This window comes from Chitinophagales bacterium, assembly GCA_041392475.1.
Taxonomy (GTDB): domain Bacteria; phylum Bacteroidota; class Bacteroidia; order Chitinophagales; family UBA2359; genus JAUHXA01.
In genome coordinates, this window is sequence record JAWKLZ010000001.1 from 1,492,072 (window position 1) to 1,514,402 (window position 22,331).

A 22,331-nucleotide genomic window follows, 5' to 3' on the forward strand; every position below is an offset into this window, starting at 1 on the left:
CTGTTGTATAAAGTATCTATCGAAAGACAAAAAAAATTAGTCTCCACTAAATCGCATCAAAATATCCAAAATGTACCAAAACAGCAACATAAATGAAGCAAATAGCCCCAAAGAAGCCGCTACATATTGGTCAGTGTGATAGTCACGCATGATGTTAGAAGTTTGGTAGAGAATCGTACCCGCAGCCAACATTACCATTGCGCCAGAGAAAAACAAGCCCAAATCAAAGCCAAAAATAACGCCCAAAACAATCAATCCGAAGGCAATCAAAAAGCCAACAGTCAGAAAAGATTTGAGGAAAGAAAAGTCTTTGTTGGAGAAGAAAGCAATGGCAGTCAATCCTGTAAACAAACAAGCAGTTAATATACCTGCTTCTTGGACAATCGCTCCGCTACCTGTCACTGACATAGCGATGTAAATCAAAGGTACAAAGATAAACGCCTCTGCTATCACATATAGTGCCAATGCTCGGTACTGTTTGCTGCGATCCGTAGAAGTTCTCGCCCAATTTTCAGCCATATTGGTCACAAACATAAATCCACCCAATAGCAATAGCCATTGGAAACCGCCTACAAACCACATGGCAGCATTGACAATCATAGGTGTATTCAAAAACAAGGCTTCTACACCGATGAATCCCAGAATCGCCAGGGCGAGGTGCAAATAAGTCTTTTTGATAAATTCAGCTCTCGCTACAGCCGAACCTTGTTCAGCATAAGGAGAAGAAGTATTTAAAAATCTGGTATCTTCCATATTCCGTTTTTTGTTTTAGTGTTTATTGTAAAATGATGAATAATCTCGTTTTTAAACAAGCAATGGTAATAATTAGTTCCTTACCTCTGCTTTTTTTGTTGGGTAAATATAGGGAATAATGCTGATTTTTAGAAGAAAACCTAAAAAATGTTAAAAAAACAAAACTCCAAAGCATCCTTTGAAAGAATAATTGTCTTTAAAAACTGGTGCCTTATCATGTATCGAACCAACAATTATCTATTAAGACACCCTCAATATTACCAAGAAAATGAAGCAAAAACAACTGCTCCCTGTACTCTTTGCAATCATTTCGCTTCCCTTCAATTTCTGTTTTGCTTTTGAAGGAATGGAATCGTATTTTCAACAAAATGAGGCACTTGAAAGCAAATCGTTTCTACAACATTTTCCTTTTGAAACTTATTTGGAACAAACCAAACTGAGTGATTACCAAACATTGGAGAAAGACCGACAACTATTGAACGAAAAAGGTAAATCGGGAAATGAGTTTATTACCATCTTAGGCGAAAAATATTTGCAGCAAAAACCCGTCAATATCAACAACTTCAAACAAACCAAAAACACCATTGAAGTAGGTTGGCTCTATTTGAAGGCTTTGAATCAAATCACCCCAAAACACGATATGAGTTTTGACATCCTAGGTGATTACCTACTGAGCCAAATTGCAGAAAAAGTAGAAGCAGGAATTAAAGAAGGAACTTTAGAGATAGACAATTGGCAAACCCGATTCTACGTTCAAAGATTAGAAGACTGCAACTACTTTATTGACATTCCCAAAAGCAACCTTTCAAAGCTCCTGTTTCATGTCCAGCACCACAATTGGGGCTATATTTGGAGCAGGGTTCGCAGCCGATATTTAGTCGAATGTATGTTGGTCTTGATGTTACCACTCGCCCTATTTGCCCTTTATTTCCGAAAGAAAAAAGGGAATCTTACAACCAGTGAAATTATTCAAAACCATTAAATCATCCTGTTTTATGAAAGAAAAAAATACGCTTAATACGTCACTTTTTTTGCTGCTATTTTTACTAAACATTTATGCTTTAGGCAACTATTTTTTCTCCTTCAATGCCTCACCACCCACTTCAAAACCGACTACAAAGTCGACAGAAAGTTCAGTGACCATCAGCAAAGCTGCAATGGGCGACTTTAATTTTTCTACAACCAATTACTTCAATCCCTTACAACTGCAAGAAGAATACCATTCGAGTATTTTTAACGACAATATCAAAGTTTTCACCCTCACCACAGACGGGGACGAATACGGGCAATCTATCTGGATGAAGCGAAAGTCGGGCAAGGTAAAAGCCAAATATTTTGCCTACAAAGACCTCAATGACGACCGAAGTGTGTACAGCAAATACCGTTCATGGCAAGGCAGCAAAGACATTGTGCTGGTTTGCAGTGGTGCTTATACAACCGAAAGCAGTGGCAATTCAAACATGATTCCAGCAGGTTTGACTGTCGACAACGGCAATGTCGTCAACCGAAATTATAGAGATGACATGGACGGTTTGGTGCTCGTTTATGCCACAGGCGGCATAGTGGTATCTGACATTGAAGAAGGTAATCTTTGGCTGCAAACGCTTGAAAGGCGAGTAGATGTGAAAGAATCTGCTGATAGAACAGCACTCATTGCATGGGCAAAACAAGAGGAAGCCACTATTTTTCAAACCCACCTTTTAGCCTATCGAAACGAACTGCGAATAGACGAAAGAGGACGCACCGAAAGAGCCGAAAGAAGGATGTTGGTTTTGGCGATTGATGGAGAAGGGGAAGTAGTGCATATCTTGTTCAACATTCAAGAGGAAGGCTACCTCTACGATATTGCCAAGAACATCATGAACTACCTCAATGAAAAGAAAATCAATGTAGTAGCTATGTTGAACCTCGACACAGGATGGTACAACATTTTGGAGGTGTATAGCAAAAATGGCAATAAATACAGCGATATACAAGGTGACAAGCCGCTTACAAAGGCAACAAATTTGGTAGCATATTATTATGAAGACTAAGGGTTTCGGAAATATCAAAGCATTGGTCATTATTGGAGGTTTCATTGGAGCCTTATTCGCTATTGATTCACTTACCAGCAATGGAAATATGTCCGTTTTTCAATTCCCTGGAATGAATACGCCTCTCAATCAGAACTCCAACGGAAATACGGAGACGGAGGCTAAAAATAATTCCATACAAAAAAGCCCAGATACACAAATCTCTACCAACAAAAACACGCAAGAATCATTTGAAGGTCAGACTTTCAGAGGGGCCAGTTATGATAGTTATATAATTGATTTACAAACAGATGATATTGGTTTTTTTTTGAAAGACAAAAACAAGAAAAACATCCAAAGTTTCCATCAGTTAGACCTTCAATTGCAACAAGAAAACAAGAAACTTTTGTTTGCCACCAATGGAGGAATGTTCACCTCTGCTTATGAACCAGTAGGTTTATACATAGAAAACGGTCAGGTGGTACAGCCCATCAACTTAAAACAAGAAAGCGGCAATTTTTTCATGCAGCCGAATGGTATTTTTTACATCACTAAAAATGGAGAAGCACACATCATTCCCAGCAAAACCTTCAATGACTCATTGATGCGGAATATGGAATTTGCAACACAATCGGGGCCTATGTTGCTGATAGATGGCAAGATACATTCAAAATTCGGTGAGGAATCTACCAATACCAATATCCGTAGCGGAGTCGGTATCATTGATGACCAAACTGTTGTATTTGCAATCTCCAATACGGAAGTGAATTTTTACGATTTCGCCAGCTTTTTTCAGCAAAAATTCGGCTGCCAAAATGCGCTGTATTTGGATGGGGTTATCTCCGAAATGTATTTGCCCGAATTGGGACGATACGATTCTGTTGGCAAATTTGGGGTAATGATTGCAGTGACAGAAACGGAGAAAGAGGCAATGTAAATCGCAGATTTTGTGGATGGCGCAAATGACAAGGCAATAAAGACTTCGAAAGTCTCCTTTTAAAATACAAAAACAGCAATATACATGAAAAAAATAACCCTACATATTTCATTCAAAGTTTTATTTTTACATCAAATATGGTTGATTTACTCCATCACCTTGATTTTCTTGCTCTTATTGCCAACAGCCTGCACCTCCTCCAAAATGTCGGGTAATGACAGTACAAAGCCTACTATTTTGACCTATAACCCAAGTACCAATCAACACTTTGCAGTAAAAAATATGGATGACGGAAACATAGCAGCATTGCAGGCAGAAAACAGGCGTTTGAGAAGAGATAGCGTTGATTTTCAAGCACGACTGCAATCTTGCCGCAACTTCAATATGGAACTTATCAATAAAACCAACACACCTTCGAGTCTAATGGGTTTGAACAAAAGATTGGAAGATTTGCAAGTCAACAACAACAATTTACTCTACGAGAACAACTACCTCAAAAAAGAACTAACAAGACTTAAAGAAAATGTTCCTACTGCAATAAATCCCGTTTCAGAAACAGCCTCTCCCCTGCTCACCGAAGCCTCCTATTTGAGTGTCATCAAAAGTATGTTTGCCTCACACACAGGAAGCGGAGCGATGCGGGTACACATTCCGTATTGGGAAAACAATATTTTTGATATTTACATAGTTGATCTGAAAGAAGATAAGATAAACTTATTTTGGAAAGACCGTAAAGGGCAGCGATACGCCAATTTCACCAACCTCAAAACAGGGCTTCAAACCGAGCGCAAGGAATTGAAGTTTGCGACCAATGGTGGAATGTTTTCGCCCGAAATGAGTCCAGTAGGTCTATACATCGAAAATGGATTGACCATTCAGCCTATTGACCTGAGCGACAAACCTTCTGGCAATTTCTACATGAAGCCCAATGGTGTGTTTTTGATTGAAAAAAGCGGCAATGCAAAGGTGATGTCCTCCGATGATTTTGCAGCAAGAGCTTACGAAACCAACACCTTGTTTGCCACACAATCAGGACCGATGTTGGTCACAAACGGAACGATTCACCCTCAATTTCAACCAGAATCTACCAGCAAACGTCTACGCAGTGGAGTTGGCATCATCAATTCACAAAAAGTGGCTTTTGTCATTTCTCATAAACCCGTGAATTTCTACCATTTCGCCAAACTTTTTCAAGATTATTTGGGCTGCAACAATGCCCTTTACCTCGATGGAACGATTTCCCAAATGCACATCCCTGAACTCAATCGTTTTGATACAGGATTGGATTATGGGGTGATGATTGGAGTCGTAGAATGAACAATATTTTGTGTCCATAAAACATTAACAACCATGCAAAAAAAACACTTTCTATCTGTCTTTGTACTGGGGCTATCTCTTTGTAGTGTAGCTGCTTATCCTCAAATGTCATCTGAATATCTTTCGGCATCAAATGGAAGCGACAGCAACCTTGCCTACGGTTTAGTTGCCCGTTTTTTGATGAATGCTGATGCACGAGATGTAGCAGGCAACAACAATCACGGTGACATTATAGGCAAAGTAGAGCCGACCGAAGACCGTTTTGGCAATGAATGTGGAGCGATGTATTTTGATGGTTCAACAGGTTTTATCTCTGTCCCTGACTCCAAAAGCCTAAGTTCACCCCGCGATGAAATCACCATTTCGGCATGGGTCAAAATCAATGATGGCGCAGCTTTTGCAGATTTGAAATGGATGACAATATGCTGCAAATCCGACCTACCCGAAGAAACAGATAACAGCCCACAGTACCGCCTTCAATCTACGATTGTCACTGTATCGGTCAACACCGATTTTACCGAAGAATTGAAACAACCTTTCGAGTTTGATACATGGTATTTTTACGCTTCTACCTACGATGGACACAGCGTGAAAGCCTTCCTCAATGGCATCAAGGTCATGGATATGCCTTATTACACCGAGTTTGAACCCAACAGTTTGCCGCTTGAAATAGGGCGGGATGTGCCAGGGGTGATGGAATATTTTCATGGGAGTATGGACGACTTGAGGATTTACAATCGAGCCTTGAGCAACCAAGAAATTCAATCCCTTTTTTGGGACCAATCGGATAGAGATACGCCCAAACCTTGCGTGACGAAAGTCCCTCCCAAAAAAGGCAAAACGCCCAATCCAGAAATCGAACCACAACCGATTCCCGAAAAGAAAACCCCTACAAACCGCCGCACACCAACCGTTGACCCGCCAACAACTACGCCTCCTCCAAGACCTGTACCCACACAACCTACCACCATACCTACTACACCCACTACCAGAGTTCCTGTTCCTCCCACTTCTTTTGAAGGCATCCCAATTGACTACGACCGAACCATCACTGTTCGCTCCGATAAATTGAAGTTTTTGATTTATGACCACGAAGAAGAGGATGGTGATACGGTTTCTATCAACTTCAATGGACAGTGGATTGCAGATAAATATGCGATTCGACACAAAGACAAAACAAGGGAAGTCTTTGAAGTTCAGGTCATTCCCAAAGTAGAAAATTACCTTTTTTCTAAGGCCTGGAATTTGGGAGGAATTCCTCCAAATACCTTGACTTTGGAGATTGACGATGGCGTGGGTAGAACCCGTGTTTTGACGATTAACTCGGATTTAACGAAAAGCGGAGGGGTGAAAATTGTGTTTGATCCAGATTGATTTTTGGGTTGTGTTGGAGTTTGAAGTTGTACAAAAGTAAAAATCAAATGAAACAATCTATTCTTTATCTGTTCCCTGTTTTGCTCTTGGTAGCATTCGCCAACTTTCAACAAGCTGCAAAACAAGCCGATACGCTCACTTATCGCAATCACACTTTTGATGTCTATCATGTGGACATCACCCAACAAGAAGTGAAAATGTATTTGGAGGATGAACAGAAAGTAAAGTTTCACAGTTTGGAGAATCTCCAAAAACATTTGAAGCAACGAGGTGAAAAACTGATTTTTGCGACCAATGGCGGGATGTACTTGCCACCGTATGACAGCGAACCGCAAGGATTGTATGTCGAAAATGGTGTGGAACGCAATCCGATTAACTTGGGTGATTCCGAACAAATCCTCAATTTCTACATGAAACCCAACGGCGTGTTTTTGCTCACAGAAAACACTGCAAAAGTCCTCGAATCTTCTCAATATCCAGCATTGAAGGAAAAAGAGTCGGTGCGCTATGCTACACAGTCGGGGCCGATGTTGGTCATTGAAGGTCAGCTACATCCTAAATTCAACGAAGGTTCTACAAGTACCTATATCAGAAGCGGCGTGGGTATCCTTGACGATACCCACCTCGTTTTTGCGATTTCCAACGAAAAAGTGAATTTTTGGACCTTTGCGATGTTGTTTAAGGAAAAATTGAAGTGCGAAAATGCGCTGTACTTGGATGGAGCGATTTCGGAAATGTACCTGCCCGCATTGAAGCGAAAACAGTTGGGGGGCGATTTTGGGGTGATGATTGGAGTAAGTGAATGATGAGAACCAAAATAGCTAATAACTACATTATCCACTTCAATGGAGGTGGAAATGTATTTTTGGAAACCTGTATATAAGGAATGGGATTGCCTCCAAAGTTGCGATAAAATCGTTCAACTCCTTCAAGCATAGAACCTTCAAAGTCAAAATATTCCATCCCTGCTTCTTTTGCCATCAAAATAGCTTGCGCCAACATTGCCGCACCTGCCCCTATTGCTTTACTGTCAGGATTTGCATTGCAGCCAAACAAATTGATCCAGCGATTTTTGTCTTTCAAAAACAATCCTCCTGTATGCAATTTTCCTTGTGTATCACGCATTTCTATCGCCAAACCTTTGCCTTTTTCTTGAAGAACTTCCCACAAAACGGGTAATTTTTCATAATGTATGTCCGCCAAAAATTGTTTTTGTTTTTTAGCAAATTGTATAATATGGTGTATATCGCTTGTTATGTGATGACGAATACCTGCTTTTTCGCATTTGAGAATAGCCTTCCTAACCGAAGTCCTAAAGTTTTGCTGCAATGTGGGCAGAGAAGGTTTTAGTGAGAGCCAATAAGTGTATTTGTTAGTGATTTGATAATCTTTCCAATAGAACGGAATTGGGTAGTCAAATTGGGGGGAAAAGGTAAAATTGAACAGCTTTAGAGAGCTTGGGAGACAACGAATAATGGCTTCACACCAGCTTTTTTTGTTGCTCCACTGTGTGACCATTTTGCCTGTTTGCGGACGAAACAATACCCCTAAGTATTGGGCGAAAAGCGGTTGAAGGGCGTAAGAGATGCCCATTTTCTGGGAAACGGGCAATGGTATTAAGGCATTCCAGTTGTTCTCATTGCCGATGACAATGGCGGACCAATTGGGGCATACAATGTCCAAATACCAAGTGTAAAAATAGATACATCCTTGTGGTGATGCTTCAATAAATTGATTCCAAAGAACTTCATTGATTTCGTTCCTTCTTAAAAACATAATCGGAAAATTGTTTACAATTTACTTAGATTGTAAATATACAAAATCAACAGCTATGTTTTCACATTATTCCATTTTTTGTTTGATTTTTTCGATGGTTTTTAAAGATAAGCCTGTGATATCGCTTACATCTTCTACTGTAAAACCTTTCTCCAATGCTTTTGCTGCAACCTCTACTTTACTTTCTTTTTTCGTTTTTTCAACTGCTTCCTCTACTGCCGTATTGACCACATTCATAAAATCCCGATAAATCTTCAAGAAATCCCGATAAATCTTCAAGTTTTCTTCATAAGCCATGCGGTCTTTTTTACTGAAACGAGCCAATTCTGCGGCATCAAATAGACGTTGAAAAATCCGTTCTTGAAGGGCTTTTGGGCGTTTTTTGAAGCGATAGAGGTTCTTCAAAATATACATCCATTTGTCGAAATGTGTCACCAATTCGCTTTCTTGTTTATCAAACTTTGGAACTTCTAAATAAATAAATGTCAGTTTGTCATAAAAAACACTTTTTCGTTCAATATCCATCAATTGAATCGTATGCAAAAAGGAAAATTCCTCCTCCTCCTCTTTTTGTCGTTTTCTACCATCTTCAAAGGTGAAGTCCATAATGGCAACGGTATAAACTGCCTTCAATTCAAAATCCCATTTGTTGCCTGTTTTGGCTTGTTCTTGAATCGGAAAAGTGGAATAATAAATACTTCTGTCTCTAAAGAATTTTTGCTTGGCTCGTTGAATCTCAACGATAAATTTCTCCCCTTTTTCGTTTTCACAATACAAATCATAGACCGCCCTTCTATCGTCTTCATGGTTAGATAAGTGTTCGTTTCTAAGGTAAGTGAGGTCAACAATCGTGTGTTTTTCAACAGGTATTAACTCATTCAAGAAGTCGATGAGTAAATCCTTGTTGACTTCTTCTCCAAAGAGTTTTTTGAAGCCAAAATCGGTAAAAGGGTTGATGAATATGCTTGACATTTGCAGGTTATTTTGAAGAATCCTACACAAAAATAATCAATATCGTTCACATTTTAGGAACTTTTCTTACCTTGCCATAGTTATACACTTCAAGCATTTTCAATCAGCAAATTCCATTTTAGACAAACAAATGAATTGCGTTTCTTCAACATATCACACTTCCTTATTCCTCCTGCTCGCCCTGCGAGCTACTACCTAACCTCCGACCATTGAAGGTGACGGCAGAAAGTCTGCCTATTGTTGCCTTTTCCTTTCAAATAGTCCTAACTGAATTTCAACAAGTTTTCTTTTTTACTAATTTTGCATCCTTTACAATAACTTAGGAATGTCTGATTACTTAAATTATTGCCGAGAATAGCTATCGAAATTGCCGTTTCAGCAAAATCTTTTCAGTAGGAACATTATTTGCTATTATTCAAAACAACCATATAGCAATCTCAACAATTTAGCAATAAAACAATTCAACAATATAAAACAATGGAATACAATTTTAACGAAATAGAAAAAAAGTGGCAAGCCCATTGGGAAAAACAAGAAATATACAAAATTGAAACTCAATCCGAAAAGCCCAAATATTATGTATTGGATATGTTTCCTTATCCATCAGGTTCGGGTTTGCATGTTGGGCATCCGTTGGGCTACATTGCCTCTGATATTTACAGCCGTTACAAACGATTGAAGGGCTTCAATGTCTTGCATCCCATGGGTTTTGATGCTTTTGGTTTGCCAGCCGAACAATATGCTATTCAGACGGGTCAGCATCCTGCCAAAACGACACACGACAACATCAAGACCTACAAGGGTCAATTGCGGCAATTGGGTTTTTGTTACGATTGGAGCAGAGAAGTCCAAACGTGTGACCCAAATTACTACAAATGGACGCAATGGATTTTCTTGCAATTGTTCAAATCTTGGTTCAACAACGAAACCAACAAAGCCGAATACATTGAAGAAACCTTGATTCCAAAATTTGAAGCGGGAGGAAGTGCTGCTGCAAATGGTGCAAGTGGTGAAGAACACCATTTTACGGCAGAAGAATGGAAATCCAAAAGTGAGCAGGAGCAACAAACGATTTTGATGGATTTTCGTTTGGCGTATCAGTCTTATACAACTGTCAATTGGTGTCCAGAATTGGGAACAGTGTTGGCGAATGATGAGGTGAAAGATGGCTTTTCGGAGCGAGGCGGATATCCCGTTTTCCGCAAAGAAATGCGTCAATGGTTTATGCGTACAACCGCTTTTGTGCAGCGTTTATTGGACGATTTGGAAGAGTTGGATTGGTCGGAAGCGATGAAGGAAATGCAGCGCAATTGGTTCGGTCGCTCGGAGGGCGCAAGTATGTGGTTTGACATTGCAGATACCGATCAAAAATTTGAAATTTTCACAACCCGTCCCGACACGATTTTTGGTGTCACTTTTATGGTTTTGGCTCCAGAACACGAATTGGTGCAGCAAATCACAACGCCTGACCAACAAGCCGAAATTGATGAATATTTGGACTATGTGAACCGCCGTTCTGATATTGAGCGTCAAGCAGAAAAGTCGGTGACGGGTGCCTTTACAGGAGCATACTCAGTGCATCCTTTTTCGGGTGAAAAAGTGCCGATTTACATCAGTGAGTATGTCTTGATTGGCTACGGTACAGGTGCAATCATGGCTGTACCTGCGGACGATGAGCGTGACCAACGTTTTGCAGAAAAATTTGGAATCCCGATTGTACAAATCATTGACAAAAGCGGCTATCCTGGGGCTGGCATTGAAGACAAAGTGGGTAAGATGATTAACTCCGATTTCATCAATGGAATGGAGGTCATGGATGCAATTCAGGCGATTATCGAACGATTGGAAGAAAGAGGGATTGGTACTCGACGCATCAATTTTAGGATGAGGGATGCGGGCTATTCTCGTCAAAGATATTGGGGCGAACCTTTCCCAATTGTGTATCGCAATGGGATTCCTTACGCATTGGATGAGAGCGAATTGCCCGTCACTTTGCCCGATGTGGAGAGCTACACACCGACTGGAACGGGTGAATCTCCTTTGGCTTCGGTGGACGAGTGGGTGAACACTTCGGAAGGTCGCAGAGAAACGGACACGATGCCTGGTTATGCGGGTTCGAGCTGGTATTTCTTGCGCTATATGGATGCTAACAACGAAGGTGCATTTGTATCGAAGGAAGCGGAGGAATATTGGCAGAATGTGGACTTGTACATTGGCGGAACGGAACACGCTGTGGGTCACTTGATTTACAGCCGAACATGGCACAAGTTTTTGTATGATTTGGGCTTGGTAACGACCAAAGAGCCTTTCAAAAGATTGGTGAATCAGGGCATGATTCAAGGTCGCTCCAATTTTGTGTATCGTGCCAATGAAGCTTTTGCGGAGCAGTTCTTCAAACGAGAATTGCAAAAATACGAGATGGATTTTCAAACGGATTATCCAATTGCAGGGGATTATGTAGATTTTGCTTTTCCCGAACATAAGTTGGCTTTGGAAATCAAATCGGGGCAGGATTTGAAGCGGTATGTAGATGAATTGCAGCCAAGATTTGAAGAAGAAGGTTGGAAAATTTTGGGTATTTCCACGCAAGAAATCGGTAAATATTACAACAATTTTGACATCATTATCAAGCGCATCAAACGGGCTTTTGAAGGTCAGGTCAATAATTCTCATTTGGACGAAATTGAAGCACATCCTTTGTTTTTCTCTTTGGATCATGTGGAAAAACACAATATGCAAGAATTTGTAACGGAATTGCATGTGGATGTGAATATTGTAAGTAATGATTATTTGGACATAGAAAAGTTCATGAAATCAAGGTTTGAATATGCCAATGCGGTGTTCGTTACCAATGAAGATGGGCAGTATTTGTGTGGATATGCGGTTGAGAAGATGTCGAAGTCGAAATACAATGTGGTGAATCCCGATGACATGGTGGCGCAGTATGGTGCGGATTGTTTCCGAATGTTTGAGATGTTTTTGGGCCCTTTGGAGCAGTCAAAGCCGTGGAATACAGATGGTATCGAAGGGGTTTCTAAATTTTTGCGGAGGTTTTGGCGTTTGTTTGACATTGATGAAGATGGCAAGATGAATGTGTCGGATGAAAAAGCGGATGCGAAGGAATTGAAGGTTTTGCACAATACAATTAAGAAAATCAATCAAGATATTGAGCGTTTGAGCTTCAATACGTGTGTGAGTGCATTCATGGAGTGTACGAACGAATTGGGGAGAATGAACTGCAATAAACGGGCAATTTTGCAGCCTTTGGTGGTTTTGATTGCTCCTTTTGCGCCTTACATTGCGGAGGAATTGTGGCACAAGTTGGGCAATGAGGGAACGGTTCACAGCGCAACTTACCCGACTCACGAAGAAAAGTTCATCAAAGAAGATACGCATACCTATCCGATTCAAATCGGCAAAAAAGTGCGTGCTCGTATGGATTTTCCGCTGGATATTTCGAAAGAGGAGGTGGAAACTGCTGTAATGGCAGACGAAACGGTGCAGCAATGGATTGATGGTCAGACGGTACGTAAGTTTGTGTATGTGAAGGGGAGGATTATCAATATTGTTGTTTAAAACTTACGAAACAGGGGAAAGTCCTTTCCCCTGTTTCGTAAATTTTATTTGTGGGTTTTGTGTTATTCCAAAAGAAAGAATTTGGGAATAGTTTGTTATTTGAAGCCAAAGAAAGGGAGAAACTTTTTGGAGGTTGTGGTTGTTTACATACTACAAACCACTGATTTAAAGCGAGAAGAAGTGGTTAAAATAGTTCAGCAATTACCTAAACCTTTAAATGAATTGACTATGAGTACTTATGATATGATTAAGTTAGAAGGAAAAAAAGAAGGGAAAAAAGAAGGGAGAATAGCCACTTTGAAAGCGACAATCACTCGCATGTTACGTAAATACCCTACTTGGTCTAATGAAGAAATCGCTGAATTGACAGGCGCATCTACTGAATTTATACAGAAAGTGAGAGAATCGTTAAATTAGCTTCAACAACCAACCAAAATCATCCAATTATGGCAAAGAATCAAAACAAAACCATACAAACTGAACTCAGTGTACATGATTTTCTGGACAAGGTAGAAAACGAAAAAAGACGAACAGACAGCAAAACCGTTTTGAAGCTAATGGAAGAAGTGACTGGTGAAACGCCTAAGATGTGGGGAACGAGCATTGTAGGCTTTGGAACATATCACTACAAATATGAAAGTGGTCGAGAAGGTGATTTTTTGAAAGTCGGTTTTTCACCCCGCAAAACTTCATTGACCCTCTACATCATGGGCGGATTTGAGCGATACGATGAACTGATGCAGCAATTGGGCAAACACAAAACAGGTAAATCGTGTCTGTATATCAACAAGTTGGAAGATATTGACTTGGATACATTGAAGGAATTGGTGAAAGAGTCAGTAGCGTATATTTCGGAAAGATATCCTGATGGGCAGTGAATTGTCCAATTATAGAGGCTTATTTTAGAATTTTGAAGAAACTAAAATAGTTTATCCTTTGCAGTTTTTCACTATTTTTGCGCCTTCAATCGAGAAACAAGGGGAACTATTCGTACTGAATCAAGGTATTAAGAAAAGAGATGCTTTGAACCCCTACCCCTTTCAATAGGAGATTTTGCCCTAAATTAAGCAACAATAGAGAATATGAATACACAATACAATCCACAAGACGTTGAAGAAAAATGGTATGAGTATTGGGAGAAACACGAATTGTTTCACTCTGTACCTGATGACAGAGAACCTTATACAATTGTCATTCCTCCGCCAAATGTAACGGGTGTCTTGCACATGGGACACATGCTGAACAATACGATTCAAGACCTTTTGATTCGCCGTGCACGTATGCAGGGCTATAATGCCTGTTGGGTGCCTGGAAGTGATCACGCTTCAATTGCAACGGAGGCGAAGGTCGTCAAGATGTTGAAGGAGAAGGGGATTAGTAAGCATGACATTGGGCGTGAGGAGTTTTTGAAGCACGCTTGGGAATGGACGGACAAATATGGTGGCATCATTTTCCAACAGTTGCGAAAATTGGGCGTGAGTTGTGATTGGAGTCGTACCCGTTTTACCCTCGAAGACAAGCTTTCGGATGCGGTGGTGAAGGTGTTTGTGGATTTGTACCGCAAAGGCAAAATATATCGAGCCAATCGAATCGGGCATTGGGATGTTGCGGCTCAAACGGCTCTTTCGGATCAAGAGGTGATTTACAAAGATGTGAATGCCAAGCTTTACCATGTTCGCTACAAAATTGAAGGGACAGAAGATGAATGGATTACGGTTGCTACAACTCGACCAGAAACGATTATGGGTGATACAGCGGTTTGTTTCCATCCTGAGGATGAGCGTTACCAACATTTGAAGGGCAAAAAGGTGCTTGTGCCTTTGATCAACCGTGCGATTCCGATTATCTATGACGAGTATGTAGATATGGAATTTGGAACGGGTGGTTTGAAAATCACGCCTGCTCACGATGCGAATGACTTTGCACTTGGGAAAAAACACAACTTAGAAATTATTGATGTATTGAATCCCGATGGTACTATGAGCGAAGCTGCACAGTTGTACATTGGAGAAGACAGAGATAAAGCTAGAAAACTGATAGCGAAGGATTTGGAGGCTGCAGGAAACTTGGTAAAAGTAGAAGATTTGCCGCATAAAGTTGGTTTTTCGGAGCGAACAAATGTGGTAGTTGAGCCTCGCATTACCCCTCAATGGTATATGCGAATGGAGGAAACTGCAAAGCCTGCTTTGGAGGCGGTGATGAACGACACGATTCAGTTTTTCCCTTCAAAATACAAGAATACCTACCGTCATTGGATGGAAAATATTCGGGATTGGTGTATTTCTCGTCAATTGTGGTGGGGACAGCGGATTCCGATTTACTACTTGGCGGATGGCAGTCATGTTTGTGCCGAAACTGCGGAAGAAGCACTCGAATTGGCGAAAGCGCAAAGCGGCAATTCTAATTTGACGGCAGCCGATTTGCAGCAAGATCCTGATGTAGTCGATACTTGGTTTTCGTCTTGGTTGTGGCCCATTTCGGTTTTTGATGGTTTTGAGAACCGTGATGAAGTGGATTATTACTACCCGACTTCGGTATTGGTGACGGGATGGGATATTTTGTTTTTGTGGGTGGCTCGGATGGTCATGGCGGGTTATGAATGGGAGGGTCAATATCCTTTCAAAGATGTCTATTACACAGGCATGGTTCGGGATAAACAAGGACGCAAGATGTCGAAGTCTTTGGGCAATTCTCCTGACCCTTTGGGTTTGATTGAAGAATATGGTGCGGATGGTGTTCGGGTTGGTTTGTTGATGAGTTCTCCTGCGGGTGGTGATTTGCTGTTTGACAACAAGTTGTGTGAACAGGGTCGAAACTTTAGCAACAAGATTTGGAATGCCCTTCGATTGGTGAAAGGTTGGGAAGTGAAGGAAGGTAAAAACGAAAACATTGACCCAATTGTGGATTGGTTTGAAAATCGCTTCAATCAGGTAGTGGCAGAAACCGAAAAACAATACGAAACTTACAGCATTTCGGAAGCACTCAAAAATATTTACTCCTTTGTTTGGAATGATTTCTTTTCGGTGTATCTCGAAATGGCGAAGCCCGAATACCAACAGCCAATAGACCAATATACCTACGACAAAACGATTGAACTTTTTGAGAAGTGCATCAAGTTGGTACATCCTTTTATGCCTTTCTTGACGGAAGAAATCTACCACAACCTAAAGGATAGACCAGAAGGCGATTCAATTTGTATAGCAAAATATCCCGAAGTGTCGGACTTCAATCAGGCTGCAATTGACAAAGGTGAAGCGGCTAAGGAACTGCTCACCAAACTTCGTGACCTGCGAAACAGTCAACAATTGAAGCAACGTGAACCGCTTCAATTGAGCGTAAAAACGGATAACCCTGCCTTGTTTGAAGACATGATTTCGCTATTGAAGCGCAAGGCTTTTTTGGAGTCGTTTGACTTTACGGATGAGGATGTGAGTGGTGCGGTAAGCTTCCGAATTGATAAAGATACTTTCTTTGTGCCTTTGGGTGATAAGGTGGATTTGGAGGAGGAACGCCAAAAAATCCAGAAGGAATTGGATTATTTGGAGGGACTGAAAAAGATTTTGAATAAAAAACTCGGCAATGAACGTTTTGTGAGCAATGCGCCTGCTGCGGTGGTGGATATGGAGAAGAAGAAGTTGGCGGATACTGAGGGGAAAATTGGAGCTTTGATGGAGCAGTTGGGGAATTTGTGAAAGAGGAAGTCACAGAGTAGAGAAATGGGATATGAGATTTCTCTGCAATACTATTGAATCAATGATAAAATGGAACGGTGAATGGCTAATAGGCGATTCACCGTTTTTTGTTATAGTAATGTCTGCATTAATCATCTAATAAGAAAAAATAACCAACTTGAGCTGTTAGAAGAATATCCTTAATCATTCCAATTTCAAAACCTGACATTTCAAACTCTGTAATTTTTCCTTCTGAATTTAACAACCTAATAGTTATTGAACTATATGCAGTAATAAGCCCTGCTACTATTCCTGTTAATGTTGCTAATGTTCCATCAAAATCTTCAAATGTGTAATTTCTATCTGTGTCAAATGATGAGAAGCTACCAGCATTTACAGGAGTTGTAATGTTTAAGCCTCCTGCAGTACCTAAGTTAGCTAATCCTAATGTTATTGCAAACCTCTTTTGTTCACCTGAAGTGGCATCTTTTAGTTCTCCCATTATATACCCTACTCCTATTCCTAATAAAGGAAATTCTGGAACAGGAATATCACCAGTAATAGTATAATAGGTGAGAATTTCCCATTTTTTACTTCCTGTAGTATTATTCTTGCCGGGCGGAGTTGGTAAAGTACTTGGGGAAGGAAAGGGTAAGCTGTATACAATAGTAACATTCCTTTCAAAAGCCTGTTCTCCCCTCAAGTTTCTATATGGTTTTTTATCTCCAAAACCATATACTATTTCACTATCAACATCTAAAAAATCTGCGACTTTTGCAGCCCTACAAACCGATAAAGGTAAATTTCCATCTTTACCTTTATAGTTGTATGAGGTGTTGCTTGCTCTACCAATTATAGCAAGGATTTTCCCTCCATTTTCGATTAAATATTTTTTGAAATCGTTTAGTAGCTGTAAATGTCTAGCTGTTAGTGTATATTTTCTGATATTGAAGCCATCCATTATAAAAATACCTTGATTACTTTCTAAATTAGTCCATTTGTCGATAATAGTATTATCTGGTAATGTATAATTAAAATGAGACTCTATGCATAAATCAAAAATATCTTGCTTAGGCGTTTCAGGTGTAGCTGTTGTTATTCCTTTATCTTTTTTAACAATAGCCTCATTTAACTCTTTAGCCTTTTCAGAGTCAATCGCTCCTTTTTCTTTCATTTCTTCAATTAGTTCAATATCCTTTTTAGTGTTCTCTCGCCTTTCATTATCAGATTTTGGTAAGGTTTCGTCTGCCAATTTTTTAGCCATTTCTTTGGCTTGTTCATTTGAAAGAACTCCACTTTTTTTGCCTTTTTCAATAGCATCCAACCCTACAGTTAGTTTAGCTAAGCCTGATGCTTGTTCTCCAAAATCTTTTGCTGTTTCGAGTGATTTTTTAAGTGTTTCTAAGGCATTTAATTGATTCTGTGATAAACCAGTTATATCTTTAAAACTACTGTTTTTTAATAAGTCTGATAATGCTGCCAATCCTTCCGCAGGGGCAGGCGTATTAGGCGCATTTTGAATACTAACTAAAGGAGGTGCAAAGTCTTTATAAGTTGGCTTATAATCGGTTATGGTTGGCGTAGGAGGGATAATTTGAGCAATAGGGGTAGGTTCATCTGCTCTAAATTTCTCCCAATCTTGAGAGGAATTCTCTTTTACATTTTCACAAGCATCACAAGCACCTTGTATTGCTTCCATAAAAACACCTTTACTTGGGACACTAATTCGATAAGGTTGTGGCGGAGTTAGGGGTTTGTAATGGTCAAACAAAGATATCTCTTGTACTACATTCTCTCCTATTTTTTCGGTTATATAAGATTGACTAACTTTGTACCCTGCTGCCACAGGAAATACGAGTGAGTTACCAGCTATAGTGATGAGTCTATTTTTTACCACAGATGCAATGCTTCTATAGCCTATTGGGTTTCCAAAACTATTGAAAATTTGGATTTGAAACCCATCTAAAAGCATATATCGTCTATCTCTATCAAGTTTACGCCAAAGCAGTTTATTATAGTATTCTAAATTTCCATTTAAGTGTTCTAATAATGTATTGACTAAATACCTATCTTCTTTTCTTGGATTTTTTTTATCCCTTGAATTTTGGGGAATATAGAGGCTTACTTCATCTAATAAATCATCCGAGATATAACCACCTCTATAAAGAATACCGTTAAAGTGAGCTGTTGTATAATTAATACTTGTTTTTACAACATTTAGTTTTATGTGTCCCTTTAGCTCAATGATGTCAGGGTTAGTTGATTTTATTTTAATGTATAGAGGTAATTCTGACCTCTTTCTACTATCACTTCCTGTTGAATTAAAAGTTACACTGATTCTTCTGTTTCTTCCTGCATATCTTGCATTTGTGGAGAAATCTAAATTGAATGTATCAATAGAAATAGAATCTACTATTTCTTTGAAGATATCAGGTAAAAGTTCTTGATAAAAAATTGTATCCCATTCTGCAATTAATCTGCCTTTAAAATAGGCATTTAACAGCTTAAATACACTATCAAAACGCAATATTTTAGAATAGCTTGTCCAAAGTTTTTCACTTATCATGTCATCTTCAAAAAAGTTGAGTCCTGTAGTAGTAATGTTTACTGTATTTCCAGATGAATCTTCAACAGGTACTCGTATTGGTTCAAAATCCATAATTCTGATGCATTTAGCAGGAGGAACCCTATCATAATTTGGATCTAAATGCATAAATGCATCAAAAATTTTTTGTGTATAATATACTTCTTCTTCTATATTTTTATATTTAACAATCCCTCCCCCAAAAAGACCCTTAAGGACATTCCATGCCCCTTGATCTAAAGTACCTATCATATCCACTTCTCTATGGGTTTCTATTTTTTTAGCAAGTGGTAGTGATAGTATTCTATCATATTTAGTTTTTGGTCTTGGGATATTAATATTCATAATAAAATATCCCTTTATCTGTTCTATTTCACCATCAGCATAACTTTCTCCTTCTGCTGGATAATCAACACGTTCATAATTAGTCTTTATTCTTTCATTTGCATCGAATGCTTTTAATAGAGGGTGACGGCGATAATTATAACGACTTCGTCTTTTGAGAAAAGGACGGTATAGATAAGTATTTGAATGAATGGGTAATAAATGCTGTGCTAATACATCTTTCCATTTATGAATGTTTTCAGTAGTAAAATTGGTCATCAATAATGGAACAAAAACACATTCTTCTACACTCGTCAATTCTTGATATATTGCATAATGCCTAAGTACTTCAAAATACATCATTGTGAGCGAATGACAATGATTATGATTCGCAACAACCTCTGTTGTTGCCGAATAGTTTTGATTTTCTTTAGCTGTGGTAATTACAGATGCATTTAATTTTCTAAAACTTTCTGAATTTTGTCTAATAGATTGTCTAAGAACTTCATTGAAGTACTGGGAAATATTTCTTGAGCTATTTTGTGAAGCAGAAGAATGTGAATTAGCGACTCCACCTGCTACACCTAGGTTAGCTCCAATACCTTGATAGGAAACCCCTGCTCCAAGACCTGCTCCTATTCCACTTGTAGAAGCGGAACTATCACCACTTAAGTCTTCATTAACACCTCCACTTATAAAATCTGTAATGAACCTATCATTGGTAAGTTCTGCATCAAGTTCTTCATCTTGTGAAATAGATTGGCTTTCTGCTCCTGTAAAAGAATGGTTAGAGTCAAATACAACGATTTGTTTTTTCTGACCAGGAGCTAAGGGGAGTGAGTATAATAAATCACCTAGAGAATAACCATCAGCTTTAAAAATAGTTTTATAATGTAAAATATGACCTGTTGCTATGGTTACAGCTTGATACAGAGAAAGGTTTTTCTGAGCGTCAGGAGCATCTTGCCATCTTATGGGATTGTTTATGCCTATTGTTTTTCTATCTAATGTTTTTCCTACTCCTTCTAACTTAAAAACAACTTTGCCTCCATCGTCGTTTTTTTGAAGTACATACTTTGCTACGTCTGGGTCAGAGGTGCGAACTATTGCGTTGTAATTATATTCCCTCAAAGTACGATTGGGGGTTGTAAGGTTTAGGCAACTTCCACCTATATCTTGTGTATATTCATCGGACTCAATTAAATCAGTGTCATCTGGAAGTCTTTTTGCAGTAGTATTTGAACTTAAACTATTACAACCACAGTCGCCCTCGTTATCACCATTATTAGAAATTATGTTTTCGTCTGTAATTAAAAGATATAAAAAATTATCTGAAATAATTTGGTTGTTCTGGTTAGTGGCATCAACCTGAATAGCCACAGGGCTTTCAGGTGTTAAAGATGATGTAATTTGAGCTTGAGTGTACTTTCCAAATGGATAATCAAGAGTAAAATTACCTGAATTATCTGTTTTTGCAGAACCAATAATTATCCAATTTTGATTCTCATTTTCTTTAGCTTGTACGATGACTGTTATATCTTTTAAAGAACGGTTCTTTATCCCCATATGAACTATTTGTCCTCTAAGTTTTTTCATGATATTCGGTTTTCCAATACCTGAAAAATTATCTATTTGTTCGGGGAGGTTTAAAGGCACTTTAATCGTGAGATTTTGTAAATTTTTGTCATCCGAATCAAACTCTTTAAACCATAGAGTATTTCCCAGAAAACCTTTTACTTTTACTCTAATAAGACCAACTATATTATTAATACTAATAGGCCTTCCCATAGATGTAAAAGAAAATTCTGCAGTTTTGTTATCTAAATCGAAAGTACTTGAACTCCAATCATTAGACAATAATACTATTTCTGAATTTTTTTGTGAATATTCTATGGATAATTTATAAAAATCAAAATGTTCTTTAGTGATATTTGAGTTAGAAATCACTATAAAATTTCCTGCAACTTCTAATCTTTTTATTTCAGGAACAAAGATGGGGAAGTCGAAAAGGTTATTAAAGTCTCTTTCTATTACACTAATGATTTTTTCGGGAGTTTTTATATTTAATTTACTTAATCCATCTTTTATGTAATCTATTACATTCTTATTTTCAGTTATTTTAATATTTGCTCCTCTTTGAACAGATATGTTATTAATGATATTTATTAAGTTTTGTTTGCTTAGAGAAGAATGAGATGGATCAATAGCAATGATTTGATTATATAATTTTTTTATTATCAAAGCATTCAATAATAAAAAATCATTGTTAATAAATGAATTAGAAATTTTTTTATTATTTTTTAATACAATTAGTGCTTCCCCTTCCATATATCTTAAAATATTCCCAAAACTATCATTTACGTTAGTATATATTTTGAAGGTATAATCATCAATATTACTTTTCTCTGACAATGCATGAAGATTAAATTTATAGAAATTTGTGAGATTTAATTTAGTTGATTCGATAAGAAAGAAATCTATTGGAAGGTCGATTCTATATGTTCTATTATTAAGATTTTGTTTAACCTCCGTCTTCTTGTAATCAACTATATTTCTATTTTTTTTAGAAAAAGAAAATACTGGAGTACTGACTTCTAAAACTACATTGTTTATTGGAGAAGTATTGATGTTTCCTTCATACTTAAAAGTTTTTCGGAGTGTTATCATTTTATTTTTATGTTAAATGATTAATAATGTTTTTGAATTTGAATTGTACTTGTAATATTTTTCAAATATCATCAAAAATTAATAGAATACAAAGAATCACAGCCGTTCTCGGTTTAGATTTTTGTAATTATAAAAAAAGCTGTTAGTGAGTTCTAAACAATTATGCTAAGAAAAAACTGGATTTCTTAACACAATTGTATATTGCTTATTAAAAGAGTATTCGATAATGTTAATTTTTTAAACCGAGAATAGCTGAAAGAATCACTACATTTTTATAACTTTTTCTACTATGTTGAATACAGTGTAACGGAAATAATTTTACAGTGTGTCAAAACTGGCGCAACATCCCCCTGCCCCCCTTCAAAGGG

General features: G+C 38.3%; 13 protein-coding genes and 1 pseudogene. 10 read left to right on the forward strand and 4 right to left on the reverse strand.

Features of this window, described 5'->3' with window-relative positions:
• Positions 1-36: 36 nt before the first annotated feature.
• On the reverse strand, positions 37-753 hold the full coding sequence (locus R3E32_05425; protein ID MEZ4884163.1) for a Bax inhibitor-1 family protein: 717 nt from the start codon (positions 751-753) through the stop codon (positions 37-39).
• Positions 754-1,021: 268 nt separating this feature from the next.
• Between R3E32_05425 and R3E32_05430 the strand changes: the two genes are divergently transcribed.
• The 6 genes from R3E32_05430 to R3E32_05455 all read left to right on the forward strand — a co-directional run bounded on the left by R3E32_05430 (position 1,022) and on the right by R3E32_05455 (position 7,199).
• Positions 1,022-1,735 carry a hypothetical protein gene (locus tag R3E32_05430; protein ID MEZ4884164.1) on the forward strand — a complete coding sequence of 238 codons (714 nt, stop codon included), beginning with the start codon at positions 1,022-1,024 and terminating at the stop codon, positions 1,733-1,735.
• A gap of 13 nt (positions 1,736-1,748) precedes the next feature.
• Positions 1,749-2,786, forward strand: a complete 1,038-nt coding sequence (locus tag R3E32_05435; protein MEZ4884165.1) for a hypothetical protein — start codon at positions 1,749-1,751, stop codon at positions 2,784-2,786.
• Positions 2,776-3,702, forward strand: a complete 927-nt coding sequence (locus R3E32_05440; GenBank protein ID MEZ4884166.1) for a phosphodiester glycosidase family protein — start codon at positions 2,776-2,778, stop codon at positions 3,700-3,702. Before R3E32_05435 ends, R3E32_05440 begins: the two co-directional genes overlap by 11 nt.
• An 84-nt stretch (positions 3,703-3,786) precedes the next feature.
• Positions 3,787-5,019 (forward strand): phosphodiester glycosidase family protein, encoded by a 1,233-nt coding sequence (locus R3E32_05445; GenBank protein ID MEZ4884167.1) that lies wholly within the window; start codon positions 3,787-3,789, stop codon positions 5,017-5,019.
• 33 nt (positions 5,020-5,052) lie between these two features.
• Positions 5,053-6,393: a LamG domain-containing protein gene (locus R3E32_05450; GenBank protein ID MEZ4884168.1), complete on the forward strand. Its 1,341-nt coding sequence runs from the start codon at positions 5,053-5,055 to the stop codon at positions 6,391-6,393.
• 47 nt (positions 6,394-6,440) lie between these two features.
• Entirely contained in the window at positions 6,441-7,199 is a 759-nt protein-coding gene (locus R3E32_05455) for a phosphodiester glycosidase family protein (protein MEZ4884169.1), read from the forward strand.
• Between the two features lie 22 nt (positions 7,200-7,221).
• Here R3E32_05455 and R3E32_05460 read toward each other — a convergent pair whose 3' ends face one another.
• Both R3E32_05460 and R3E32_05465 read right to left on the reverse strand, forming a co-directional pair.
• Positions 7,222-8,169: a hypothetical protein gene (locus R3E32_05460; GenBank protein MEZ4884170.1), complete on the reverse strand. Its 948-nt coding sequence runs from the start codon at positions 8,167-8,169 to the stop codon at positions 7,222-7,224.
• Positions 8,170-8,235: 66 nt separating this feature from the next.
• Complete coding sequence (locus R3E32_05465; GenBank protein ID MEZ4884171.1) at positions 8,236-9,141, reverse strand: Rpn family recombination-promoting nuclease/putative transposase; 906 nt, start codon at positions 9,139-9,141, stop codon at positions 8,236-8,238.
• Positions 9,142-9,618: 477 nt separating this feature from the next.
• Between R3E32_05465 and R3E32_05470 the strand changes: the two are divergent.
• The 4 genes and pseudogenes from R3E32_05470 to R3E32_05485 all read left to right on the forward strand — a co-directional run bounded on the left by R3E32_05470 (position 9,619) and on the right by R3E32_05485 (position 16,409).
• Positions 9,619-12,582: pseudogene (locus R3E32_05470) on the forward strand (class I tRNA ligase family protein).
• Between the two features lie 216 nt (positions 12,583-12,798).
• Entirely contained in the window at positions 12,799-13,134 is a 336-nt protein-coding gene (locus R3E32_05475; GenBank protein MEZ4884172.1) for a hypothetical protein, read from the forward strand.
• 29 nt (positions 13,135-13,163) lie between these two features.
• Positions 13,164-13,595 (forward strand): DUF1801 domain-containing protein, encoded by a 432-nt coding sequence (locus R3E32_05480; protein MEZ4884173.1) that lies wholly within the window; start codon positions 13,164-13,166, stop codon positions 13,593-13,595.
• A 204-nt stretch (positions 13,596-13,799) separates the two neighbouring features.
• Complete coding sequence (locus tag R3E32_05485; protein ID MEZ4884174.1) at positions 13,800-16,409, forward strand: valine--tRNA ligase; 2,610 nt, start codon at positions 13,800-13,802, stop codon at positions 16,407-16,409.
• A 127-nt stretch (positions 16,410-16,536) separates the two neighbouring features.
• On the opposite strand, the gene R3E32_05490 is transcribed toward R3E32_05485, so the two are convergent.
• Positions 16,537-21,963, reverse strand: a complete 5,427-nt coding sequence (locus tag R3E32_05490; protein MEZ4884175.1) for a hypothetical protein — start codon at positions 21,961-21,963, stop codon at positions 16,537-16,539.
• Positions 21,964-22,331: the final 368 nt, after the last annotated feature.